The organism is Amycolatopsis sp. NPDC049868, assembly GCF_044461365.1.
Classification (GTDB): Bacteria; Actinomycetota; Actinomycetes; order Mycobacteriales; family Pseudonocardiaceae; genus Amycolatopsis.
Map to the genome: position 1 here is coordinate 78,991 of NZ_JBITKV010000016.1, position 19,670 is coordinate 98,660.

The window sequence follows — 19,670 nt, forward strand, 5'->3', positions numbered from 1 at the left end:
AGCTGCGTTCACTCGAACGGTGTGGTTCGTGAAGCGGGGGTGACCCGGCATGGTGATCGGTGGCTACCGACGCAGGACGAGTTCGCCAGTGCTCGTCGGCCGTGAGGCGGAATTACGCGAGCTCCTCGACGGCGCGCTGCGCTCGCCGTCGGTGATCATGCTCGAAGGGGAAGCGGGGGTGGGCAAGACCCGGCTCGCCGCCGAACTGCTGGCCTGCGCCGAATTGGCCGGACGGCCGGTCCTCACCGCGACCTGCCAGCCGCTGCGCGAGCCCTTCCCGTACGGCGTGGTCTTCGACGCGCTGAAGGACGTCCGCCCGGCGCGTGAGCTCAGCCCGGTGACCGGTGTCCTCGCGCCCTACCTGCCCGAACTCGCGGCATTCCTGCCTCAGCCACCGCCTCGGCCCGGCGATCCGAGGGCCGAACGCCACCAGCTCTTCCGCGCCGTCCGGGAACTGCTCGGCTCGCTGGGCCCGCACGTCCTCCTCATCGAAGACCTCCATTGGGCGGACGACGGTTCCCGCCGTCTGCTGCGGTTCCTGATGACCGACCCGCCCGCGGGCCTGACGCTCCTGCTCACGTACCGCCGCGAAGAGACCCCGGGCGGCATCCCGCTCGGCAGCGCTTACCGGCCGGCTCCCGGCACCGCGCACGCGCTCGTGACCGTCCGGCCGTTGGACCGCGACGGCGTCCAAGCACTGGTTTCGGCCCTGCTCGGCGAAGCGAACGTCTCCGCGGAGTTCGCCGCGCGGCTGCACGAGCGAACCGCGGGGATCCCGTTCGTGATCGAGGAGATCGTGCACGCGATCGGCGGCGTCGAGGGGGCGGTGCACGCCGACGGCGCGACCGCGCGGCGTCTGCTCGACACGGTCGAAGTCCCGGCGCTGCTGCGGGAAGCGACAGTCGAACGCCTCATGGCGCTGCCGCCCGCCGCCCGGCGGATCACCGAGGCCGCCGCCGTCCTCGGTACACCGTCCACTTCGGATCTGCTGGCCGCCGCGGCCGCGCTCACCCCCGAACGCGCCCGCCGCGCGCTCGTCCTCGCGCTCGAACGCAACGTCCTCGTGGAGTCCGGCGAAGGCAGGTACGGCTTCCGGCACGCGTTCGCCCGGCAAGCCGCGTACCGCACCATCCCCGGTCCCGACCGCCAGGAACTGCACCGCCGGGCCGCGCGGCTGCTGCGCGACCGCCTCCCGCAATCCCTGGTGCGGCTGGCCGAACACTGCCGGAAGGCGGGAGACCGGGCCGGTGCCCTGAAATACGGCGAGGCCGCCGCGGATCAGGCGTCGACGATCGGTGATCTCGCCACCGCGACCGATCTGCTCCGCACGCTGCTCGACGAACCGGGCCTTCAACCGTCCGATGTGGACAGACTCGCGGTCAAGTTCAGTTCGGTGGCGTGCAACGGACTCGCGCAGACCGAGGTCGTCCCGGCGCTGGAGCGGCTGCTCACCGACGGCAGGCTGTCCGGGCGCCTGAGCGGCGAGGTCCGGCTGGGGCTCGGGCTCCTGCTGGTGCGCCAGGCAGGCGGGCTGGAGGCGGCGAGGACCGAGATCGAGATCGCCGTCAACGACCTCTCCGACCGGCCCGACCTGGCAGGCCGCGGCATGGGCGTCCTCGCCCAGCCTTGGGTCGGCGCGACCCCGCTGCGGGAGCACCGGCGCTGGATGGACCGGGTGGACGAGCTCATCGACCGGGCCACCGACCGGCGGCTGAAGATCATCCTGCTGGCCAACAACGCGGCGTCACGGCTGCACATCGGGGACCCGCGTGGCTGGGACATGCTGGACCGGGCGCCCACCACCGTCGGTTCCGCCGACGAACAGCGGCATCTGGCGCGGCTGCACTGCAACAGCGCCGACGCCTGTGCCTGGACCGGCCACCATCGTCGGGCCAGGAGCCTGCTGCGCAGCGGGATGCAGCTGGCCGCCGACTGCGGTGCGCCGTACGTCGTCAGCACCGCCCGCGCGACGGCCGTCCACACCGACTGGCTCACCGGGAACTGGGACGGCCTCGCCGAACGGGCGGGCGCGCTGATCGACGAGTACCGCGACCTCCTGCCGGTGACCAGCGAACTGTGCCTGGTGCTGGGCCTGCTCGCCGCCGCCCGCGGTGAATGGGACGAGGCCGCGGCCCGGTTCGCCGGTACCGCGGCGGATCAGCCCGAGAACGCGTTCACCCCGGTCGCGATCGCCGCGCACGCCGGGATGGCGGGCATGCTGCTCGCACAGGACCTCGGCGAGGCCGCCGTCACCCAGGCCGGGAAGGGACTGGAACTCTTGCGCGCCAAGGGTGTCTGGGCCTGGGGTGCCGACCTGGTGATGGCCGCCGTCGACGCCTATTGCGCGACCGGCCGGGGCGCCGCGGCGCAAGCGCTGACCGACGAGTTCGAACGCGAGGTCCGCGGGCTCGACGCGCCGTCGACCCGGGCCGCGCTCGCCGCCGATCGCGGTCTCGTCGCCGCCTCCCTGGGCGACCACGCGGAGGCGATCGAGGCCTTCGAGCAGGCGCGGACCCGGTTCGAGGCACTTCCCGCGCCCTATCACGCGGCGCTGATCGCCGAGCGGGCCGCGCGCTGCCGCCTGGCCCGCGACGAGGATGTCGCCGAGACGTTCGCGGCGCTCGCCGAGACCTTCGACCACCTCGGCGCCACCCGGGACGCCGCCCGGTGCCGCCACGCTTTCCGGTCCACCGGCGCCGTCGCGCCCTCGCGGCGCGGCCGCCGGGGTTACGGCGACGAGCTGTCCCCACGCGAGCGCGACGTCGCCCGCCTGCTGGCCGCCGGGCACACCAACCGGGAGATCGCCGAAGTGCTGTTCCTGTCCCGGCGCACGGTGGAACAGCACGTCGCGAGCGTGCTGCGGAAGCTGAAGGTGCGGTCGCGCAGCGAGCTGGCGGGGCTGCGGTCGGCGTAGAGCAGGCTTCACCGCATCGGAAATTAAATCGGTTGCGGTCCGTCCAGAGGGTCGGGAATGATCGTCCGCGATCCGGCAGGGAGCCGGTGGATGCGACTGGGAGGTGCCTCGTGCTGATGACTGTCCGGGGCCTTGGCCGCCCCCATCCACTCGCCCCTCGCGGCTGAGCGCGGAGCCACGACGCTCGCCCGGTGGGGCATCCCTGATCTAGGAGAACCCACCAGTGCGCAAGCACGATCTCGAAGAGTCCTACGAACAACGCCCTCGCCGCACCCGTCGTGCTCGTTTCGACGACGAACCCGAACCTGCTCGCGGCGGACGGCTCACCGAAGCCGAACGTGTCCGCCTCGCCCGCCTGCGGGAGGACGCCTACACCGAGACCGCGATCCCCGACGGCGCCGACCGCTGGAGCACTTGGGGAGAAGCGGAGCAAGGGCCGCTGCCACGCCCGGACTGGGTGATCACCGAACTGGCGGCGGTCGACACCGAACTCGGCATCCTCAAAACCGGTAAGGAGGCGGACGTCCACCTCGTCCGGCGCAACCTGCCCGGCACCGAGGGCACCGTGCTCGCCGCCAAGCGCTACCGCAGTGGCGAGCACCGGCTGTTCCATCGCGACGCCGGCTATCTCGAAGGCAGGCGGATGCGGCGTTCGCGGGAGATGCGGGCGATGGAGTCGCGCAGCAGCTTCGGCCGCAACCTCATCGCCGAACAGTGGGCCGTGGCCGAGTTCGGCGCACTGAGCAGGCTCTGGTCGGTCGGCGCGCCCGTGCCGTACCCGGTGCAGCGCGACGGCACCGAACTGCTGCTGGAATTCCTCGGCGACGGCGAGACGGCCGCCCCGCGGCTGGCCCAGGTCCGGCCGGAACCCGATCAGTTGCGGGAACTGTGGTTCCAGACCTCGGCGATGCTGGAACTGCTGGCGTCGCAGGGGCTCGCGCACGGTGACCTCTCGGCGTACAACCTGCTCGTGCACCGTGAACGGATCATGGTGATCGACCTCCCCCAGGTGGTCGACATCGTGGCCAATCCCGGCGGGCTGGAGTTCCTCGCGCGCGACGTCCGGAACATCGCGACGTGGTTCCACTCGCGGGGATTACCGGAGCGGCTCACGGCGGTGCCGGAGCTGATCGAGGAGCTGCGGGAGATCGCCGGTCTTCGCTGACCGTCCACAGTGTCTCGACGGGGTCCTTCCCGGCACGATCACGCCGGGAAGGACCCCGCGGTGGAGACCCTGCCCACAATCGGTCCCTCCGGTTGGGAGGCCGGATAACAGTCCGGTACAGTAGTGACAGACCGCAACCGGCGGCGTGGATGAGTGGTGTCCGTCGCCTCCAAAGCCAACCGAATGGCTCGCGGTATCCGTATCAACCAATTGGCGCGCGGTGTCACGCAGACGCGGTGTGCCGGGTTCGTCCCTGTGAACGCCCATCTGTGCACACCATCTTGCCCTGCCTGCGTGCGGGCAGCCCGGGCCTCCTTGTGACGTGCCACGTCCGAGAGGCATTTGTGACAGTCACGTTCAACTCCGGCCACGTCTCACCGTCGGCGCGTCAGCACCGCAAGCCGCGCACCCGCCCCGCGGGTGACGCGATGCTGCGCGAAGACGCCGTCGAGACGGTCAAGGCGAAGACCTGGGCGGAACTCGGCCTTCCCGAGCCGCTGCTGCGCGCTCTGGCCGACGCCGGTATCACCTCCCCGTTCCCGATCCAGTCGGCGACCATCCCCGACGCGCTCGCCGGTCGCGACGTGCTCGGCCGCGCCCAGACCGGTTCCGGCAAGACCCTGGCCTTCGGCCTCGCGATGCTGACCCGGCTCAACGGCGGCAGGGCCCGTCCGAAGCACCCCCGCGCGCTGATCCTGGTCCCGACCCGCGAGCTGGCCATGCAGGTCGCCGACTCGCTGACCCCGCTGGCCAAGTCGCTCGGCCTGTGGTGCCGCACCGCCGTCGGCGGCATGGCCTTCACCCGCCAGGCCGACGCCCTTTCCCGCGGCGTCGACCTGCTGATCGCCACCCCCGGCCGGCTGTCGGACCACGTCCGCCAGGGCACCGCGTCGCTGTCCGACGTCAACTTCGTCGCGCTCGACGAAGCCGACCAGATGGCCGACATGGGCTTCATGCCGCAGGTCCGCGAGATCCTCGACCTGACCCCGGCCCGCGGCCAGCGCCTGCTGTTCTCGGCCACCCTCGACGGTGACGTCGACCGGCTGGTCCGCGCGTACCTGACCGACCCGGTCACGCACTCGGTCGCCCCGTCGACCGCGAGCGTCACCACCATGGACCACCACGTGTTCCAGGTGTCGCACCAGGACAAGCAGGACATCATCACCGAGATCGGTGCCCGTGAGGGCCGCACGATCATGTTCGTCCGCACCAAGCACCACGTGGACCGGCTCACCGAGCGCCTGCGCGAGAAGGGTGTCCACGCGGCCGCCCTGCACGGCGGCAAGACCCAGGGCCAGCGCAACCGCGTCCTCGCGGACTTCAAGGAGGGCTACGCGCCCGTCCTCGTCGCCACGGACGTCGCCGCGCGCGGTATCCACGTCGACGACATCTCGCTGGTGCTGCACGTCGACCCGGCCGCCGACCACAAGGACTACCTGCACCGCGCCGGCCGTACCGCGCGCGCCGGGGCGTCCGGTGTCGTGGTCACGCTGGTCACCCACGACCAGCGCCGCATGGTGCGCCGGATGACCGACCGCGCCGGCGTCCGCGCCGAGCAGACCACGGTCCGCCCGGGCGACGCCGAGCTCGCCCGCATCACCGGTGCGCAGCAGCCCAGCGGCGAGCCGGTCGTCGAGCGTCGTCGTGAGTCCCCGCGTCGCGGCGGTGGCCGCGGCTACGGTGGCGGCGACCGCGGCTACCAGGGTTCGCGCGAGGGTCACGGTCACCGCGAAGGCGGCCGTCCCGGTGGCTTCCGCGGCCGCCCGCGTCGTGGCGAGTCCGGTGGCGGCAACGGCCGTCCGCAGCGTCCGGGCGGACGCCCGCGTCGCAGCTACGACAGCTGACGTAACTGAAGCCGGTTCCCCCGGCGGCTAGTGCCATGAAAGGTCCTTTCCTTGCAAAATTTGCAAGGAAAGGACCTTTCATTGCGTTCGCTGTGGGGACCACCACGTCCATCGGGAAACGGCGGATGGGAGACTGCGGGACGTGACTTCTCCCGGCCCCGCCTCCCAGAACCTCCCGCCCGACCAGGTCTTCGACTGGCTCGACGTGGAAGCGGAGAAGCGGGCCGAGGCCGGGCTGGTGCGCAAGCTGCGAATCCGGCAGGCACAGGAGCCGGAGCTGGACCTCGCGGGCAACGACTACCTCGGGCTCGCCAGGGACAAGCGCGTCGCCGGTGCCGCCGCGGCGGCCGCGTTGCGCTGGGGCGCCGGCGCGACCGGCTCCCGTCTCGTCTCCGGTACCACCGAGGTCCACGCCGAACTCGAGCACGAACTCGCCCGCTTCTGCGGCACGCAGGCCGCGCTGGTCTTCTCGTCCGGTTTCACCGCGAACCTCGGCGCCGTCACGGCCCTGTCCGGCGCGGATTCCGCGATCGTCACGGACAAGTACATCCACGCCTCGCTGATCGAGGGCTGCCGCCTGTCCCGGTCGGACATCGCCGCCGTCGCGCACGGCGACCCGAACGCCTTCAAGCACGCGCTGGCGACCCGCCGCAAACCGCGCGCGCTCGTCGTCACCGATTCGGTGTTCTCCGTCGACGGTGACATCGCCCCGCTGGAGCAGCTCGCCGGTGTCTGCCGGGAGCACGGCGCGTCACTGCTCGTCGACGACGCGCATGGCTTCGGCGTCCTCGGCGAGGGCGGCCGCGGCGCCGTGCACGCGGCGGGGCTCTCCGGCGCACCGGACGTCGTCACCACGATCACCCTGTCGAAATCCCTTGGGGCACAAGGCGGAGCGGTACTCGGGCCGCGTCGCGTGATCAAGCATCTCGTGGACACCGCGCGCAGTTTCATCTTCGACACCGGGCTCGCACCCGCCAGTGCCGCCGCCGCGCTGGCCGCCCTCACCGCGTTGAAGGCCGAGCCGGAGCTGGCCGCCAAGGTGACCGAAGCCGCGGGAAACCTTGCGATGCAACTGAAATCGGCGGGTTTCCGGGTCGGTCTCCCGGACGCCGCGGTGATCTCGGTGCAGGCCCCGTCGCCGGAGGCGGCCGTCGCGTGGGCGGCCGCGTGCGCCGATCAGGGCGTGCGGGTCGGCTGCTTCCGGCCACCGTCCGTGCCGGACGGCATCTCCCGCCTGCGCCTGACCGCGCGGGCCGACCTCACCGAGGCCGACGTGGACCGCGCGGTCGGGGTGATCACGGCTGCGGCGCCTCCCGGCGCCACATCGTGATGTGCGGGATCCCGTCCTCCAAGAACTCCTCGCCCTCGGCCACGAAGCCGTACTTGGCGTAGAACTTCGTCGCGTACGTCTGCGCGTCGAGAACGCACGGCGCGTCCCCGATCCCCGCGAGAGCGGTCTCCATCAGCCGTCCCGCGAGCCCCTTGCCGCGTGAGCGGACGGCCGTGCACACCCGGCCGATGCGGAAGGTGCCGCCGGCGTCCTGCAACACCCTCAGGTACGAGTCGACGGCGACGGAACCACCGACCCAGAGGTGCCGGGTGCCGGGCAGGAGGTCGCGTCCGTCGATCTCGTGATAGGCGCAGTCCTGCTCGACGACGAACACGTCCACGCGCAGGCGGAGGATGCCGTGCAGCTGCGCGGCGGTGATCTCGTCACCGGCGACGGACAGCGGGAACGACGAGGTCTCGATGATCGGGGTGTCGGTGCTCACGCCCACTTGTTAGCACATCGGACGTGAAGAAGGCACCGATCAGCCGATCAGGCCCCGGTTCTTCTGCTGGGAGATCTCGTTCGCGAAGTGGGAAACACGGGTGTAAACGCCGGGTTTGCCCGCCTTCGCGCAGCCTTCGCCGAACGACACGATCCCGATCAGCGTGTCGCCCACCATGAGCGGTCCGCCCGAATCGCCCTGGCAGGCGTCGACGCCACCTTCGTCGTAGCCGGCGCACACCATGTCGCTCGGGTCGTAGCCCGAGTACGCGGTGCGGCAGGTCTTGTCGCTGACCACCGGAACGACCGCGCTGCGCAGATAGTCCGACCGCGCGCCGCCGTCGGCGACCCGGCCCCAGCCGAGGACCGTCGCCTTCGTGCCTTCGGCGTACAGGTCGGCGTTGCCGTTGTCCGCGACCTTCGCGGGCCGGTACGGCAGCTGACCGCTGACCGTCATCACGGCGATGTCGTCGCCCTTGCCGGGGTCTCCGCTGTAGTCGGGGCTGACCCAGATCCGCGAGACACGCAGCTCCACGCCGTCCCGCGAACGCTTGTCCTCCCGCCCGGCCACCACGCGGACGTCGGCGCGTTTGACCGCGACCGCGCAGTGCGCCGCCGTCGCGACCGTCGTGGAGCTGACGATCACCGCGCCGCAGTACTGGTTGCCGCCGCGATCGGCCAAGTAGACCGCGTACGGGTACTGCGAGACCGAAGCCTTGCCGCCACCGACGATCCGCGGCTGGGCGGCCTGATCCGGACCGCTCACCGCGCTGTCGTCCGCCGAAGCACTGTTGACCGCGACCGGCACCATCACCGCCGTCGCGAGGACCGCTCCGACCGCGAGCAGCAGCGTGCGACGTGACTTCTTGGGCATGTTCTGTCCCTTCACCGGGGCGTACGTACGGTCAGACCCTGGGAAGTCATTCGACTCCAGCGCGTACACGAGCGATCGCGAATACCCTAATCGGAGAAAGCCCGATGCGGTGTCACTGAAACGGGTGGAACTGTGCTCACCGAACGCATCTGTCACCCTGGACGTCGTGCGGGCCACGGCGACGATTCTGGCGGTTACGGCCCTTCTGCTCTCCTCGTGTACGAGCCCCGTGGCCGGCGGTCCCGCGGAAACCTCTTCAGCGGCAACGACTTCGGCCACGTCGGCCCCTCCGCCCGCGCCGGCCTGGCAGGTCGGCGCGAAGCCGCTTCCCTTGCGTCATGACGGTTTCGGGCAGATCCTCCCGTGCTGACGAACTGCGCTATCGCACCTTGTCGTTCTGGGTTTCGACGGCCGCGCGCATATCGGGGAAATGCTCGTGAACGCGTCGGCGTACCTCGACCGGGGGAACCGGCGGCCGGGGATGATGACCGCCGGAGACCCGACCGTGGCCGCCTTCGCCGCGATCGGCTGGACCTGGGGCGGCACCTGGACGACGCCGACGGACCGGATGCACTTCAGCTCCACCGGACGCTGAACCGGGAACAACCGGCCCCCGTGACAAGTTGGCTAGAGTCGGAACCACCCGCTCCCGCCGCAAAGGAAGACAGCGTGCCCCACTACGACCTGGTGATCGTCGGTACCGGATCGGGCAACTCGATCCTCGACCCGCGTTTCGCGGACTGGAACACGGCGATCGTGGAGAAGGGCACGTTCGGCGGCACCTGCCTGAACGTGGGCTGCATCCCGACGAAGATGTTCGTGCACGCCGCCAACGTCGCGGCCACCCCCGCTTCGTCGTCGAAGTTCGGCGTCGACGAGGAGCTGACCGGCGTCCGCTGGCGCGACGTGCGCGACCGGATCTTCGGCCGGATCGACCCGATCGCCGCGGGCGGCCGCGAATACCGCGTCGGGCACGAGGACAACAAGAACGTCACCGTGTACGAGGGCGAAGGCCGCTTCACCGGGCACAAGGAGCTGCGGGTCAGCTATTCCGACGGCCGCCCCGCCGAGACGATCACCGCCGACAGGTTCGTGCTCGCCGCCGGCGGACGGCCGGTGATCCCGGACATCCCCGGCCTCGCCGAGACCGGCTACCACACCTCCGACACGGTGATGCGGCTCGACGAGCTGCCGTCGAGCATCGTGATCCTCGGCGGCGGGTACATCGCGGCCGAGTTCGCGCACGTCTTCGCCTCGTTCGGGGTGAACGTGACCGTGGTCAACCGCTCCGGCGCGCTGCTGCGGTCGGAGGACGACGACGTCAGCGCCCGGTTCACCGAGCTGGCCTCGCAGCGGTTCGACGTCCGGCTCGACCGGAAGACCGTCCGCGCACGCGAGACCGCGTCGGGCGTCGCCCTGGACCTCGAAGGTCCCGAGGGCGCCGAAACCGTCGAGGCCGACGTGCTGCTGGTCGCGACCGGCCGCACGCCGAACTCCGACATCCTGGACGTCGCCGCCACCGGCGTGACCACGGGCGAGCGCGGGCACGTCGTGGTCGACGAGTACCAGCAGACCGTGGTCGACGGGATCTACGCGCTCGGCGACATCTCGTCGGTCTTCGAGCTGAAGCACGTCGCGAACCACGAGCAGCGCGTGGTGCAGCACAACCTGTCGCACCCGGACGAGCGGATCGAAGCCGACCACCGGTTCGTCCCGCACGCGGTGTTCACCTCGCCCCAGGTCGCCTCCGTCGGGCTGACCGAACGCGAGGCGCGCGAGCGTGGCGTGTCGTACGTGACGTCGCACCAGGACTACGCCGGTATCGCCTACGGCTGGGCGATGGAGGACACCACCGGCTTCGCGAAGCTGCTCGCCGACCCGGCCACCGGGCAGCTGCTGGGCGCGCACATCATCGGCCCGCAGGCGTCTTCGGTGATCCAGCCGCTGATCCAGGCGATGAGCTTCGGGCTGGACGCGAAGAGCATGGCGCGCGGGCAGTACTGGATCCACCCGGCGATGCCGGAACTGGTCGAGAACGCGCTGCTGAATCTTCCGCTGGACTGACTTCCGCCGCGTTTGGTCCTCTGAATGCGCGACGCATTCAGAGGACCAAACGCGTCTCAGATGACGATGACGCAGGCCTGGGCCTTGTTTCGCATCGCGAGGCCGCCGAGCGCGTTCCTCGTGTCGTCCAAGACGGTCATCAGGGCGGGCGAGCGGGCCCCCTCCCCCGAGAACCGCTCGCCCGCCGCGACGTACCGGCGGACGGCCGCCAAGAACTCCTCGCGCGCCGATGCCGCCCCTCCCGGCACCGTGCGGACCCCCGTCGCCCCCTTGAGGACGTCCTTGGCTCCGTCCACCCTCGCCGCGACGTAGTGCTGCGACTTGCGCAGCTCCGTCGCGGCGTCCCCTTTCGCGTCCGGCCAGTAGCGCCGGATCTCCGCGCTGCTGTCCTTCCACGCCTGCACACACACCCGGTCCACGGCGCGGTAGAACTCCTGCGACGAGATCGCCGCCGCGGGCCGCTCCGGCGCCATGGCGACGCACACCGCGGCGAAACACGCCAGAGCCGACCCGTACGCCAGTCCCTCCACCACGCCGACCCCCAGGACCGAGTTTTTGAACAGGTTCAACTCGCTCAGGTTATGGCTCCGCCCCGTGACGGGTCAAGAAGTTTTTTGAACGCGTTCAGACGAAGCGGCGACGACCGGCGAAGGCACCGAAGGTCATCTGTGCGGCGAAGACCACGAGCATCATGATCCAGGGCACGGTCCAGCCGTGGGTGAGATCGTGAAGCAGCCCGAAGAGGAACGGCCCGACGGCCGCCATCAGGTAGCCGATGCCCTGCGCCATCCCCGACAGCCGCGCGGTGTCCTCGCCGGTGCGCGCCCGCAGCGCGATCACGGTCAGCGCGAGCGAGAAGACGCTCATCCCGAGCCCGATGAGGAGGCACCAGAGCAGTGGCGAGGCGGCCGGCGCGACCATCATGCCGACCATGCCGACGAAGCCGGGAACGCCCAGCCCGACGATCCACGGGCTCTGACTCTTGTGCCGGGCGGCCATCGGCGCCACCACGAGGCTGATCGGGACGGCGATGAGCGAGATCAAGCCGAGCAGAAGCCCGGAATCACCCTTGCTCACCCCCGCGTCGATCATCACCTCCGGCAGCCAGCCCATCACGACGTAGGCCAAAAAGGCCTGAGTGCCGAAGAAAAGCGTGACCATCCACGCAAGGGGGCTACGCAGGAGCGATCGCCCGCTACCCTGCTTGCCTGCCTCGGCAACGGGCGCACGCCCCGCACCGCGGGCTGCGAGAATCCAGACGAGGAGTGCGAGCACCGCCAGTACCGACCAGGCGCCGAGACCTTGGCGCCAGCCGCCGAACGCGTTCTCCAAGGGAGGGGTGAGCGCGGACCCCAGGGCGCCCCCGCCCTGCAGAGCGGCGGTGTACACGCCGGTCATCATGCCGACACGTGCCGGGAAGGAGTCCTTGATGACGACCGGGATCAGTACGTTCGCCAAGGCGATTCCCGCCGTGGCCACCAGGGTTCCCCCGAGCACGACGTACGGTCCGTCGATCACGCGCAGCACCAGGCCGACGGCCAGCACCGAAAGCGCGGACGCGATGGCCGCGCCGATGCCGAACCGACGGGCCAGCAACGGCGCGGCGAGTCCGGCGGCGGCGAAACAGAGACCGGGGAGTGTGGTGAGCACGCCCGCCCAGGTCGCCGTCGCGCCGAGGTCGTCGCGCATCTCGCCGAGCATGGGGCCGATACTGGTGATCGCGGGACGCAGGTTGAGAGCCACCAGGATCACCGCGACACCGAGCAGAACGCCGCCGGTGATCACTCCCGGCCGCCACTCCGTTTCGATCGAGCCTTCGAGCTCAAGGCTTTCGTCGAACGGGGCCACGGATTCTCGAGAGTCGACACGCACGTCGGCTAGTATCACATACATAGGATGATTGGATGAAGGGACAACGCTGTGCCATTGGCCACCACGCGCCGTGCCGGCCTGGTCGATCAGGTCATCGAGCAGCTGCGTGACGCCGTCACGCAGGGAGAATGGCCCATCGGTCAGCGGATTCCGACGGAACCGGAGCTGGCGGGCCAGCTCGGTGTCGGGCGCAACACCGTCCGCGAGGCCGTTCGCGCGCTCGCGCACACAGGGCTGCTCGAAGTCCGCCAGGGCGACGGCACCTATGTGCGGGCGACGAGCGAGGTCTCGGGCGCCATCCGGCGGCTGTGCGGTTCCGAACTGCGCGAGGTGCTGCAGGTGCGGCGCATCCTCGAGGTCGAGGGCGCCCGGCTCGCGGCCGGGTCGCGGACCGAGGAGGAAGTCGCCGAGCTGCGTTCCCTGCTCGAACGCCGCAACGCCGAGCTGCGCGACGGCCATTGGGAGGACTTCGCCCGCCTCGACGCGGAATTCCACTTCGCCGTCGTCCAAAGTGGGCATAACGCCCTGCTGACCGAGATGTACCGCGGGCTCACCGAGGTGATCACGGCCAGCGTGGCCGCCACGTCGAACGTGACGCCGGGGCGCGAGTATCTGCCGGAGATAGGGCATGAAGGCCTCGCCGAGGCCATCGCCGACCGCGACGCCGACCGGGCCGCCAGCGAGGCATGCGGTTTCCTCGACGAACTCCTGGCCAGGGTGGAGCAGGACGACTCCTGACAGACAAGCGGTCTCCCCAAGGGCGCGCTGCGCCCGACGGAGACTTCACGTCGCGCGCCCTCTTTGGGCCGGAGGCCCACGGAAACACGATGAAGGGGCGCCTTCACACTCACCGCGAGATCGAGTGCGAACCGGCGCCCCTTCGGCGTGTTTCCGTCAGCGCGCGACCTAGGGCACTGTGAGGATCTCCGCGCCGTTCTCGGTCACCACGAGGGTGTGCTCGAACTGGGCCGTCCACTTCTTGTCCTTGGTGGTGACGGTCCAGTCGTCGGCCCAGATGTCGTAGTCGATGGTGCCGAGGGTGATCATCGGCTCGATCGTGAAGGTCATGCCCTGTTCGATGACCGTCTCGACGGACGGCTCCTCGTAGTGCAGGACGGTCGGCGCGGTGTGGAACGCCGGCCCGACACCGTGACCGGTGAAGTCGCGCACGACGCCGTAGCCGAACCGCTTCGCGTAGGACTCGATGACGCGGCCGATGACGTTGAGCTGCCTGCCGGGGCGGACGGCCTTGATGGCACGCATCGTCGCCTCGCGCGTGCGCTCGACCAGCAGCCGCGCCTCCTCCGAGACGTCACCCGCCAGGAACGTCGCGTTGGTGTCACCGTGGACGCCGCCGATGAACGCGGTGACGTCGATGTTGCAGATGTCGCCGTCCTCGATCACCGTCGAATCCGGGATGCCGTGGCAGATCACCTCGTTGAGCGAGGTGCAGCACGACTTCGGGAACGCGCGGTAGCCGAGCGTCGACGGGTACGCGTGGTTGTCCAGCAGGAACTCGTGGATCACCTTGTCGATGTCGTCGGTGGTCGCGCCGGGTTTGACGGCCTTGCCACCCTCCTCCAGCGCCTGCGCCGCGATCCGGCTCGCGACCCGCATCGCCTCGATCACCTCGGGCGTGCGGACCCCGTTGCCCGTGTCGCGTTTCGGCGCCGGCCGGTCGACGTACTCGGGACGGGCGATGCTGGCGGGGACGACTCGCCTCGGCGTCTGGACGCCGGGCTTCAAGGGGGAGCGAACGGACATAGGCCCAGCCTACGACCTGACGGCTAACCGAGCCCCGCCAGGAAGCGCTGGGCGGCCTCGACCGCGGGCCTGGACGTCCCCGCGTCGGTCGTCAGCACCGCGAAGGCCAGGTCCCCGGTGTAACCGACGAACCAGCCGTGCGAATGCGTGCCGTCGCCGAACTGGGCCGTCCCGGTCTTGCCACGGACGTCCGGCAAGGGCTTGAGCAGCGTCGCCGTACCGTCGGTGACGACCTCGCGCATCATCGCGCGGAGGGCGTCGAGCACCTCCGGCTTGATCGGTTTGCCGAGCCCGGACGACGTGGTGGCCATCCCCCGCACCAGCGTCGGCACCGGGACCTTCCCCGACTGGACCGTCGCGGTGGCGACCGCCAGACCGAACGGGCTCGCCACGACGGTCCCCTGGCCGAACCCGTTCTCCGCCCGCTGCGCGACGGTGTTCGCCGGCGGTGACGAACCGGTGATCGTCGTCAGGCCCGGGATCACGAAGTCGGCGCCGACGCCGAGATCACGCGCGGCGTCGGTCAGCGCGGCGGGAGGCAGGTCGGTCGCGAGCTTCGCGAACGTCGTGTTGCAGGACTTGGCGAACGCCGTCGACAGCGGGACGACGCCGAGGGCGAACTTGCCCTCGTTCGGCACCGTCCGGTTCTCGAAGGTGGCCGTGCCGGGGCAATCCACCGGGCTGTCCGCCCGCACCGAGCCCGCGGACAACGCCGCGACGGCGGTGGCCATCTTGAACGTGGAGCCCGGCGGGAAGCGGCCGGTGAGCGCGATCGCGCCCTGCGGGTCGGCCGGGGCGTTCTGCGCCACCGCCAGCAGTTCGCCGGTCGACGGCTGGATCGCGACCAGCGCGGAGGCCGTCGGGACCGGGGCGAGCGCCCGTTCCGCCGAACCCTGCGCCTTCACGCTGAGCGTGCTGACGACCGCGGGCGCCGGCTTGGGGTGTTCGGAGTGCAGGTCGGTGATCTCGCCGCCGCCCGTGTCGAGCGTGACGACACGCCAGCCCGCCGAGCCCTCCACCTGGTCCTCGACGAGCGACCGGACCGCGGGCAGCACCTGCTTGCCGAAGTTCTTGTCGTCCGGCAGCAGCCTTTCCTGCTGGCTGAACCGGACACCGGGCAGGTCGTAGATCTCGGGCTTCACCTCTTGGTAGCTGTTCGCCCGCAGGCTCACCACCGGATAGCCGGAGCCGGGTTTGAGCGCCTTCACGCCGTCGCGGATCGACTGACCGGTCACCGACGCCTCGAACCGGTTGAGCGCCGCGCCGAGTTTGTCGGTGACGGCCACCAGGTCGCCCGCCTTCGCCGGGTCGAGCACGACGCTGACGACCGTCTGCGGGCGCAGCAACGGCATCCCGTCGCGGTCCAGCACCGGCGCGAGATCCGGCGGGTCCGCCTTCAGCGCGATGCTCTGCTGCGCGGCCAGCTGCGGATGGAGCGCGGTGGGCAGCCAGCGCACCTTCCAGCCGTCCTGGGTGGAATGGACCTGCGCGTCGGCCTTGTACGTCCAGACCCGGCCGCGCGGCAGGTTCCAGGTGAGCTGATAGGTCGCCGTCCCGTTGTCCGCGCCGGACGAATGCCGGACCTGCTTGTCCAGGACCTTGATCGACTCGGGGGAAAGCGCCTTCCGCGCCATCTCCAGCGAATCGCGCGCGGCCTCCGGCGAATCGGTGAAGGAGGCCGCGGCGACGACGTCACCGGAAGCGAGCCCGCCGAGGAAACCCGTGACGGCGTCCTCAGGCCCGGAATCGGCGAAGAGCCCGCATCCGGCGGCCGAGAGGCCCACCATCCCCGCGAGCACGACGACGGCGACACGACGACCTGCAGGCATGCTCCGGATCCTGCCAGTCCGGGCGGTTTCCGCCCGGATGCAACGCCGATCTAGAAGAGAACCGTCGCGTACTGCCCGACCTGCTGGAAGCCGATCTTGCGGTAGGCGGCGAGCGCCGGGCTGTTGTAGGCGTTGACGTACAGGCTCGCCGTGCGGCCCATCCCGCGGACGAGCCTGGTCACCACGGACGCAGTCCCGGCGGTGCCGATCCCGCCGCCGCGACGTTCCGGATGCACCCAGACCCCCTGGATCTGGCCGACCGTGGAGGACATCGCGCCGATCTCGGCCTTGAAGACGACCTCGCCGTCTTCGAACCGCGCGAACGCCCGGCCGCCGGCGATCAGCTCCGCGACGCGGGCGCGATACCCGGCGCCACCGTCCCCGTTGCGGGGATCGACGCCGACCTCCTCGACGAACATGGCGATCGCGGCCGGGAGATACCGGTCGAGTTCCTCCGGGCGCACCGCGCGGACCAGCGGATCCGCGGCGACGGACGGAATCCCGTCGAGCGCCATCAACGGCTGGTCGTGCCGGACTTCCCTGGCGGGGCCCCATTCCGGCTCGAGTTCGTCCCACAGCCCCAGTACCTGCTCGGCCGGGCCGACCAGCGACGAGCAGCTCCGCTGACGGCGCAGGGCGCGATCGGCGAAGGAACGCAAAGCGGAGGCGTTGCCGCGCAACGGGATCAGATTCGGCCCGGAGAAGCACAACCCCTGGAGCCTGCCCGCCCGCACCGGACGGGAATCGGCGGCCCAGAGCTCGCCACCGAGCCGCCAGGGGTCGAGACCCGCGGTCTCCACCCTGGCACTGACCATGCAGCTGCCGACCGGGTCTGTGGCGAGCGCGGCACGGACCGCGGGATAGTCCCGATCATCGAGCAGCCGTGCACCTGCAAGCCGCAACACCACTCCAGGGTGCCAGATGAGCGGCGTAAACGGAACGCAAGCTTCACGACACGCTGAGAGAACTTCGGCAGGTCGGGGCCGTCAAGTGCAAGGAACGGTCCTTTCCTTGCGAAATTTGCGAGGAAAGGACCGTTCCTAGCGTGGTCTCGACCAGTCAGCCGACGGTGACGGTGGGCTCTCCCTCGCCGATCGTCTGGCCCGACTCCTCGGCGATCCGCATGGCCTCTTCGATCAGCGTCTCGACGATCGCGTGCTCCGGCACGGTCTTGATGACCTCGCCCTTGACGAAGATCTGGCCCTTGCCGTTACCCGACGCGACACCGAGGTCGGCCTCACGCGCTTCCCCGGGACCGTTGACGACGCAGCCCATGACCGCGACGCGCAGCGGGACCTCCATACCCTCCAGGCCGGCGGTGACCTGCTCGGCGAGCGTGTAGACGTCCACCTGCGCACGGCCGCACGAGGGGCAGGAGACGATCTCGAGCTTGCGCTCCTTGAGGTTCAGCGACTGCAGGATCTGGATCCCGACCTTGACCTCTTCCACCGGCGGCGCCGACAGCGAGACGCGGATCGTGTCGCCGATGCCCTGGCGCAGCAGCGCGCCGAACGCGACGGCCGACTTGATGGTTCCCTGGAACGCCGGGCCCGCCTCGGTGACCCCGAGGTGCAGCGGATAGTCGCACTGCTCGGCGAGGATCTCGTACGCGCGCACCATGACCACCGGGTCGTTGTGCTTCACGGAGATCTTCACGTCGTAGAAGTCGTGTTCGGCGAACAGCGACGCCTCCCACAGCGCCGACTCGGCCAGCGCCTCCGGGGTCGCCTTGCCGTACTTGTCCATGATCCGCTTGTCCAGCGAACCCGCGTTGACGCCGATCCGGATCGGGGTGCCGTGGTCCTTCGCGGCCTTCGCGATCTCCTTGACCTGGTCGTCGAATTTGCGGATGTTGCCCGGGTTCACCCGGACCGCCGCGCAGCCCGCCTCGATCGCGGCGAAGACGTACTTCGGCTGGAAGTGGATGTCGGCGATCACCGGGATCTGCGACTTCTTCGCGATCGCGGGCAGGGCCTCGGCGTCGTCCGCGGACGGGCAGGCGACACGCACGATGTCACAGCCCGCAGCGGTCAGCTCGGCGATCTGCTGCAGCGTCGCGTTGACGTCGGAAGTGAGCGTGGTGGTCATCGACTGCACCGAAATCGGGTGCTCGCTGCCGACGCCGACCGGCCCGACCTGCAGCTGTCGGGTCTTACGACGCTCGGAGAGGACGGGAGGAGGAAGCGCTGGCATACCAAGAGCGACAGTCACACCGTCAAGCGTACCTACCCCGATCGGCGGACATACACGACGTCAGCCGTCACGGTGAGCAGCATTACCTGGGCAGCCCAATCTTGCTGACAGCGCGCTCCGGTCCGGCCCTTCCCCGTCACTGGAACAGCTTGACCGGGTTCACGATGTCGGCGGTGACGGTGAGCAGAGTCACCGCGCCGCCGATGAAGACGAGCACCATCGTGACCGCGGACAGCTTCGTGTAGTCGACGGGTCCGCCCGCCGCCTTGCCGCGCAGTTTCCGGAACCAGTCACGGACGCGCTCGTACCAGACGACCGCGATATGCCCGCCGTCGAGCGGGAGCAGCGGCAGCAGGTTGAACACGCCGATGAAGAAGTTCAGGCTCGCCAGCAAGAGCACGAAGATCTCCCACAGGCCGCGCTCGGCGGCCTCGCCACCGATCCGGCTGGCGCCGACGACGCTGACCGGGGTGTTCGGGTCACGCTCGCCGCCGAAGATGGAATCCACCACCGCGGGGATCCGCGACGGGAACTCGATCAGCCGCTTGGCGGTCTCGGAGAACATCGTGCCGGTGAAGCTGAGCGTCCCGCCGATCGCGTCGACCGGGCCGTAGGTCAGCAGCGGCGGCGCGGTGTTCTGGATCGGCGAGGCACCGATCATGCCGACGTCCTTGACCGTGGTGTTGTTGGAACCGTCGGCGACCAGCCGCTGCACGCGCGGCACGTCGACGGTCAGGTTCAGGCGCTGGCCGTTCCGCTCGACCACGAACGGCGTCGGGCCGCTGGCGACCTGGACGGCCGCGAGCATCTCGCGCCAGGTCTTGATCGGCTTGCCCGCGACGGAGACGACCTTGTCGCCCGCCTGGAGACCGGCGGTCTTCGCGGGGGTCGGGGCGTTCGGCGGGCAGGAGGTGTCGTTCAGCTGCTCCACCGTGGTGGCCGGGCGGGCGCAGGACGTGGCGCTGATCACGGCTTCGGCGGGGGCGGCCTGCGCGGCCGGGTTCGGCAGGCCCATGGTGACGGCCATCAGGTACAGGATGACGAAACCGAGGATGAAGTGCATCGCCGAGCCCGCCGACATGACGACGGTGCGCTTCCAGGTCTTGAAGCGCCACATCGCGCGCTTCGACTCCTCCGGGGTGACCTCGTCGAGCGCGGTCATGCCCGCGATGTCGCAGAACCCGCCGAGCGGGATCCACTTCATGCCGTACTCGGTCTCACCGCGGCGGAAGGAGAAGATCGTCGGCCCGAAGCCGATGAAGTAGCGCCGGACCTTCATGCCGAAGGCCTTGGCCGCCCACATGTGACCGGCTTCGTGCAGCGCGACCGACAGGCAGATGCCCAGCGCGAACAGCACGATCCCGAGAATGAAGACCACGC

Annotated in this window: 16 protein-coding genes; 7 read left to right on the forward strand and 9 right to left on the reverse strand. The window is 70.2% G+C overall.

The window, feature by feature from the left end; genetic code table 11:
- The first annotated feature begins 88 nt into the window (after window positions 1–88).
- The 4 genes from ACIBTM_RS40540 (at window position 89) to ACIBTM_RS40555 (ending at window position 7,253) form a co-directional block, all read left to right on the forward strand.
- Window positions 89–2,914, forward strand: coding sequence for an ATP-binding protein (locus ACIBTM_RS40540; protein WP_395882541.1), 2,826 nt, complete (start codon window positions 89–91; stop codon window positions 2,912–2,914).
- A gap of 223 nt (window positions 2,915–3,137) precedes the next feature.
- On the forward strand, window positions 3,138–4,079 hold the full coding sequence (locus tag ACIBTM_RS40545; RefSeq protein ID WP_395882443.1) for a serine protein kinase RIO: 942 nt from the start codon (window positions 3,138–3,140) through the stop codon (window positions 4,077–4,079).
- 344 nt (window positions 4,080–4,423) lie between these two features.
- Entirely contained in the window at window positions 4,424–5,923 is a 1,500-nt protein-coding gene (locus ACIBTM_RS40550) for a DEAD/DEAH box helicase (RefSeq protein WP_395882444.1), read from the forward strand.
- Between the two features lie 142 nt (window positions 5,924–6,065).
- Window positions 6,066–7,253, forward strand: coding sequence for an 8-amino-7-oxononanoate synthase (locus ACIBTM_RS40555; protein ID WP_395882445.1), 1,188 nt, complete (start codon window positions 6,066–6,068; stop codon window positions 7,251–7,253).
- On the opposite strand, the gene ACIBTM_RS40560 is transcribed toward ACIBTM_RS40555, so the two are convergent.
- Complete coding sequence (locus ACIBTM_RS40560) at window positions 7,219–7,701, reverse strand: GNAT family N-acetyltransferase (RefSeq protein WP_395882446.1); 483 nt, start codon at window positions 7,699–7,701, stop codon at window positions 7,219–7,221. The genes ACIBTM_RS40555 and ACIBTM_RS40560 overlap by 35 nt on opposite strands.
- 33 nt (window positions 7,702–7,734) lie before the next feature.
- Entirely contained in the window at window positions 7,735–8,568 is an 834-nt protein-coding gene (locus tag ACIBTM_RS40565) for a S1 family peptidase (protein WP_395882447.1), read from the reverse strand.
- Window positions 8,569–9,004: 436 nt separating this feature from the next.
- Here ACIBTM_RS40565 and ACIBTM_RS40570 point away from each other — a divergent pair, with 436 nt between their 5' ends.
- Both ACIBTM_RS40570 and ACIBTM_RS40575 read left to right on the forward strand, forming a co-directional pair.
- Window positions 9,005–9,163 carry a M15 family metallopeptidase gene (locus ACIBTM_RS40570; protein WP_395882448.1) on the forward strand — a complete coding sequence of 53 codons (159 nt, stop codon included), beginning with the start codon at window positions 9,005–9,007 and terminating at the stop codon, window positions 9,161–9,163.
- A gap of 74 nt (window positions 9,164–9,237) precedes the next feature.
- On the forward strand, window positions 9,238–10,632 hold the full coding sequence (locus ACIBTM_RS40575; protein WP_395882449.1) for a mycothione reductase: 1,395 nt from the start codon (window positions 9,238–9,240) through the stop codon (window positions 10,630–10,632).
- Window positions 10,633–10,688: 56 nt separating this feature from the next.
- Here ACIBTM_RS40575 and ACIBTM_RS40580 read toward each other — a convergent pair whose 3' ends face one another.
- On the reverse strand, window positions 10,689–11,201 hold the full coding sequence (locus tag ACIBTM_RS40580; RefSeq protein WP_395882450.1) for a hypothetical protein: 513 nt from the start codon (window positions 11,199–11,201) through the stop codon (window positions 10,689–10,691).
- A 55-nt stretch (window positions 11,202–11,256) separates the two neighbouring features.
- Entirely contained in the window at window positions 11,257–12,504 is a 1,248-nt protein-coding gene (locus ACIBTM_RS40585; RefSeq protein ID WP_073849030.1) for an MFS transporter, read from the reverse strand.
- 48 nt (window positions 12,505–12,552) lie between these two features.
- Here ACIBTM_RS40585 and ACIBTM_RS40590 point away from each other — a divergent pair, with 48 nt between their 5' ends.
- On the forward strand, window positions 12,553–13,242 hold the full coding sequence (locus ACIBTM_RS40590; protein ID WP_395882451.1) for a FadR/GntR family transcriptional regulator: 690 nt from the start codon (window positions 12,553–12,555) through the stop codon (window positions 13,240–13,242).
- Between the two features lie 168 nt (window positions 13,243–13,410).
- Here ACIBTM_RS40590 and map read toward each other — a convergent pair whose 3' ends face one another.
- The 5 genes from map to ACIBTM_RS40615 form a co-directional block, all read right to left on the reverse strand.
- The gene (map, locus tag ACIBTM_RS40595) at window positions 13,411–14,268 is read right to left on the reverse strand and encodes a type I methionyl aminopeptidase (protein WP_395882452.1); all 858 of its coding nucleotides are present in this window, start codon (window positions 14,266–14,268) and stop codon (window positions 13,411–13,413) included.
- Window positions 14,269–14,291: 23 nt separating this feature from the next.
- Complete coding sequence (locus tag ACIBTM_RS40600) at window positions 14,292–16,097, reverse strand: penicillin-binding transpeptidase domain-containing protein (protein ID WP_395882453.1); 1,806 nt, start codon at window positions 16,095–16,097, stop codon at window positions 14,292–14,294.
- A gap of 50 nt (window positions 16,098–16,147) precedes the next feature.
- On the reverse strand, window positions 16,148–17,002 hold the full coding sequence (locus ACIBTM_RS40605) for a GNAT family N-acetyltransferase (protein ID WP_395882454.1): 855 nt from the start codon (window positions 17,000–17,002) through the stop codon (window positions 16,148–16,150).
- Window positions 17,003–17,156: 154 nt separating this feature from the next.
- Entirely contained in the window at window positions 17,157–18,308 is a 1,152-nt protein-coding gene (ispG, locus tag ACIBTM_RS40610; protein WP_073849032.1) for a flavodoxin-dependent (E)-4-hydroxy-3-methylbut-2-enyl-diphosphate synthase, read from the reverse strand.
- A gap of 118 nt (window positions 18,309–18,426) precedes the next feature.
- Window positions 18,427–19,668: a M50 family metallopeptidase gene (locus ACIBTM_RS40615; protein ID WP_395882455.1), complete on the reverse strand. Its 1,242-nt coding sequence runs from the start codon at window positions 19,666–19,668 to the stop codon at window positions 18,427–18,429.
- Window positions 19,669–19,670 lie beyond the last annotated feature (2 nt).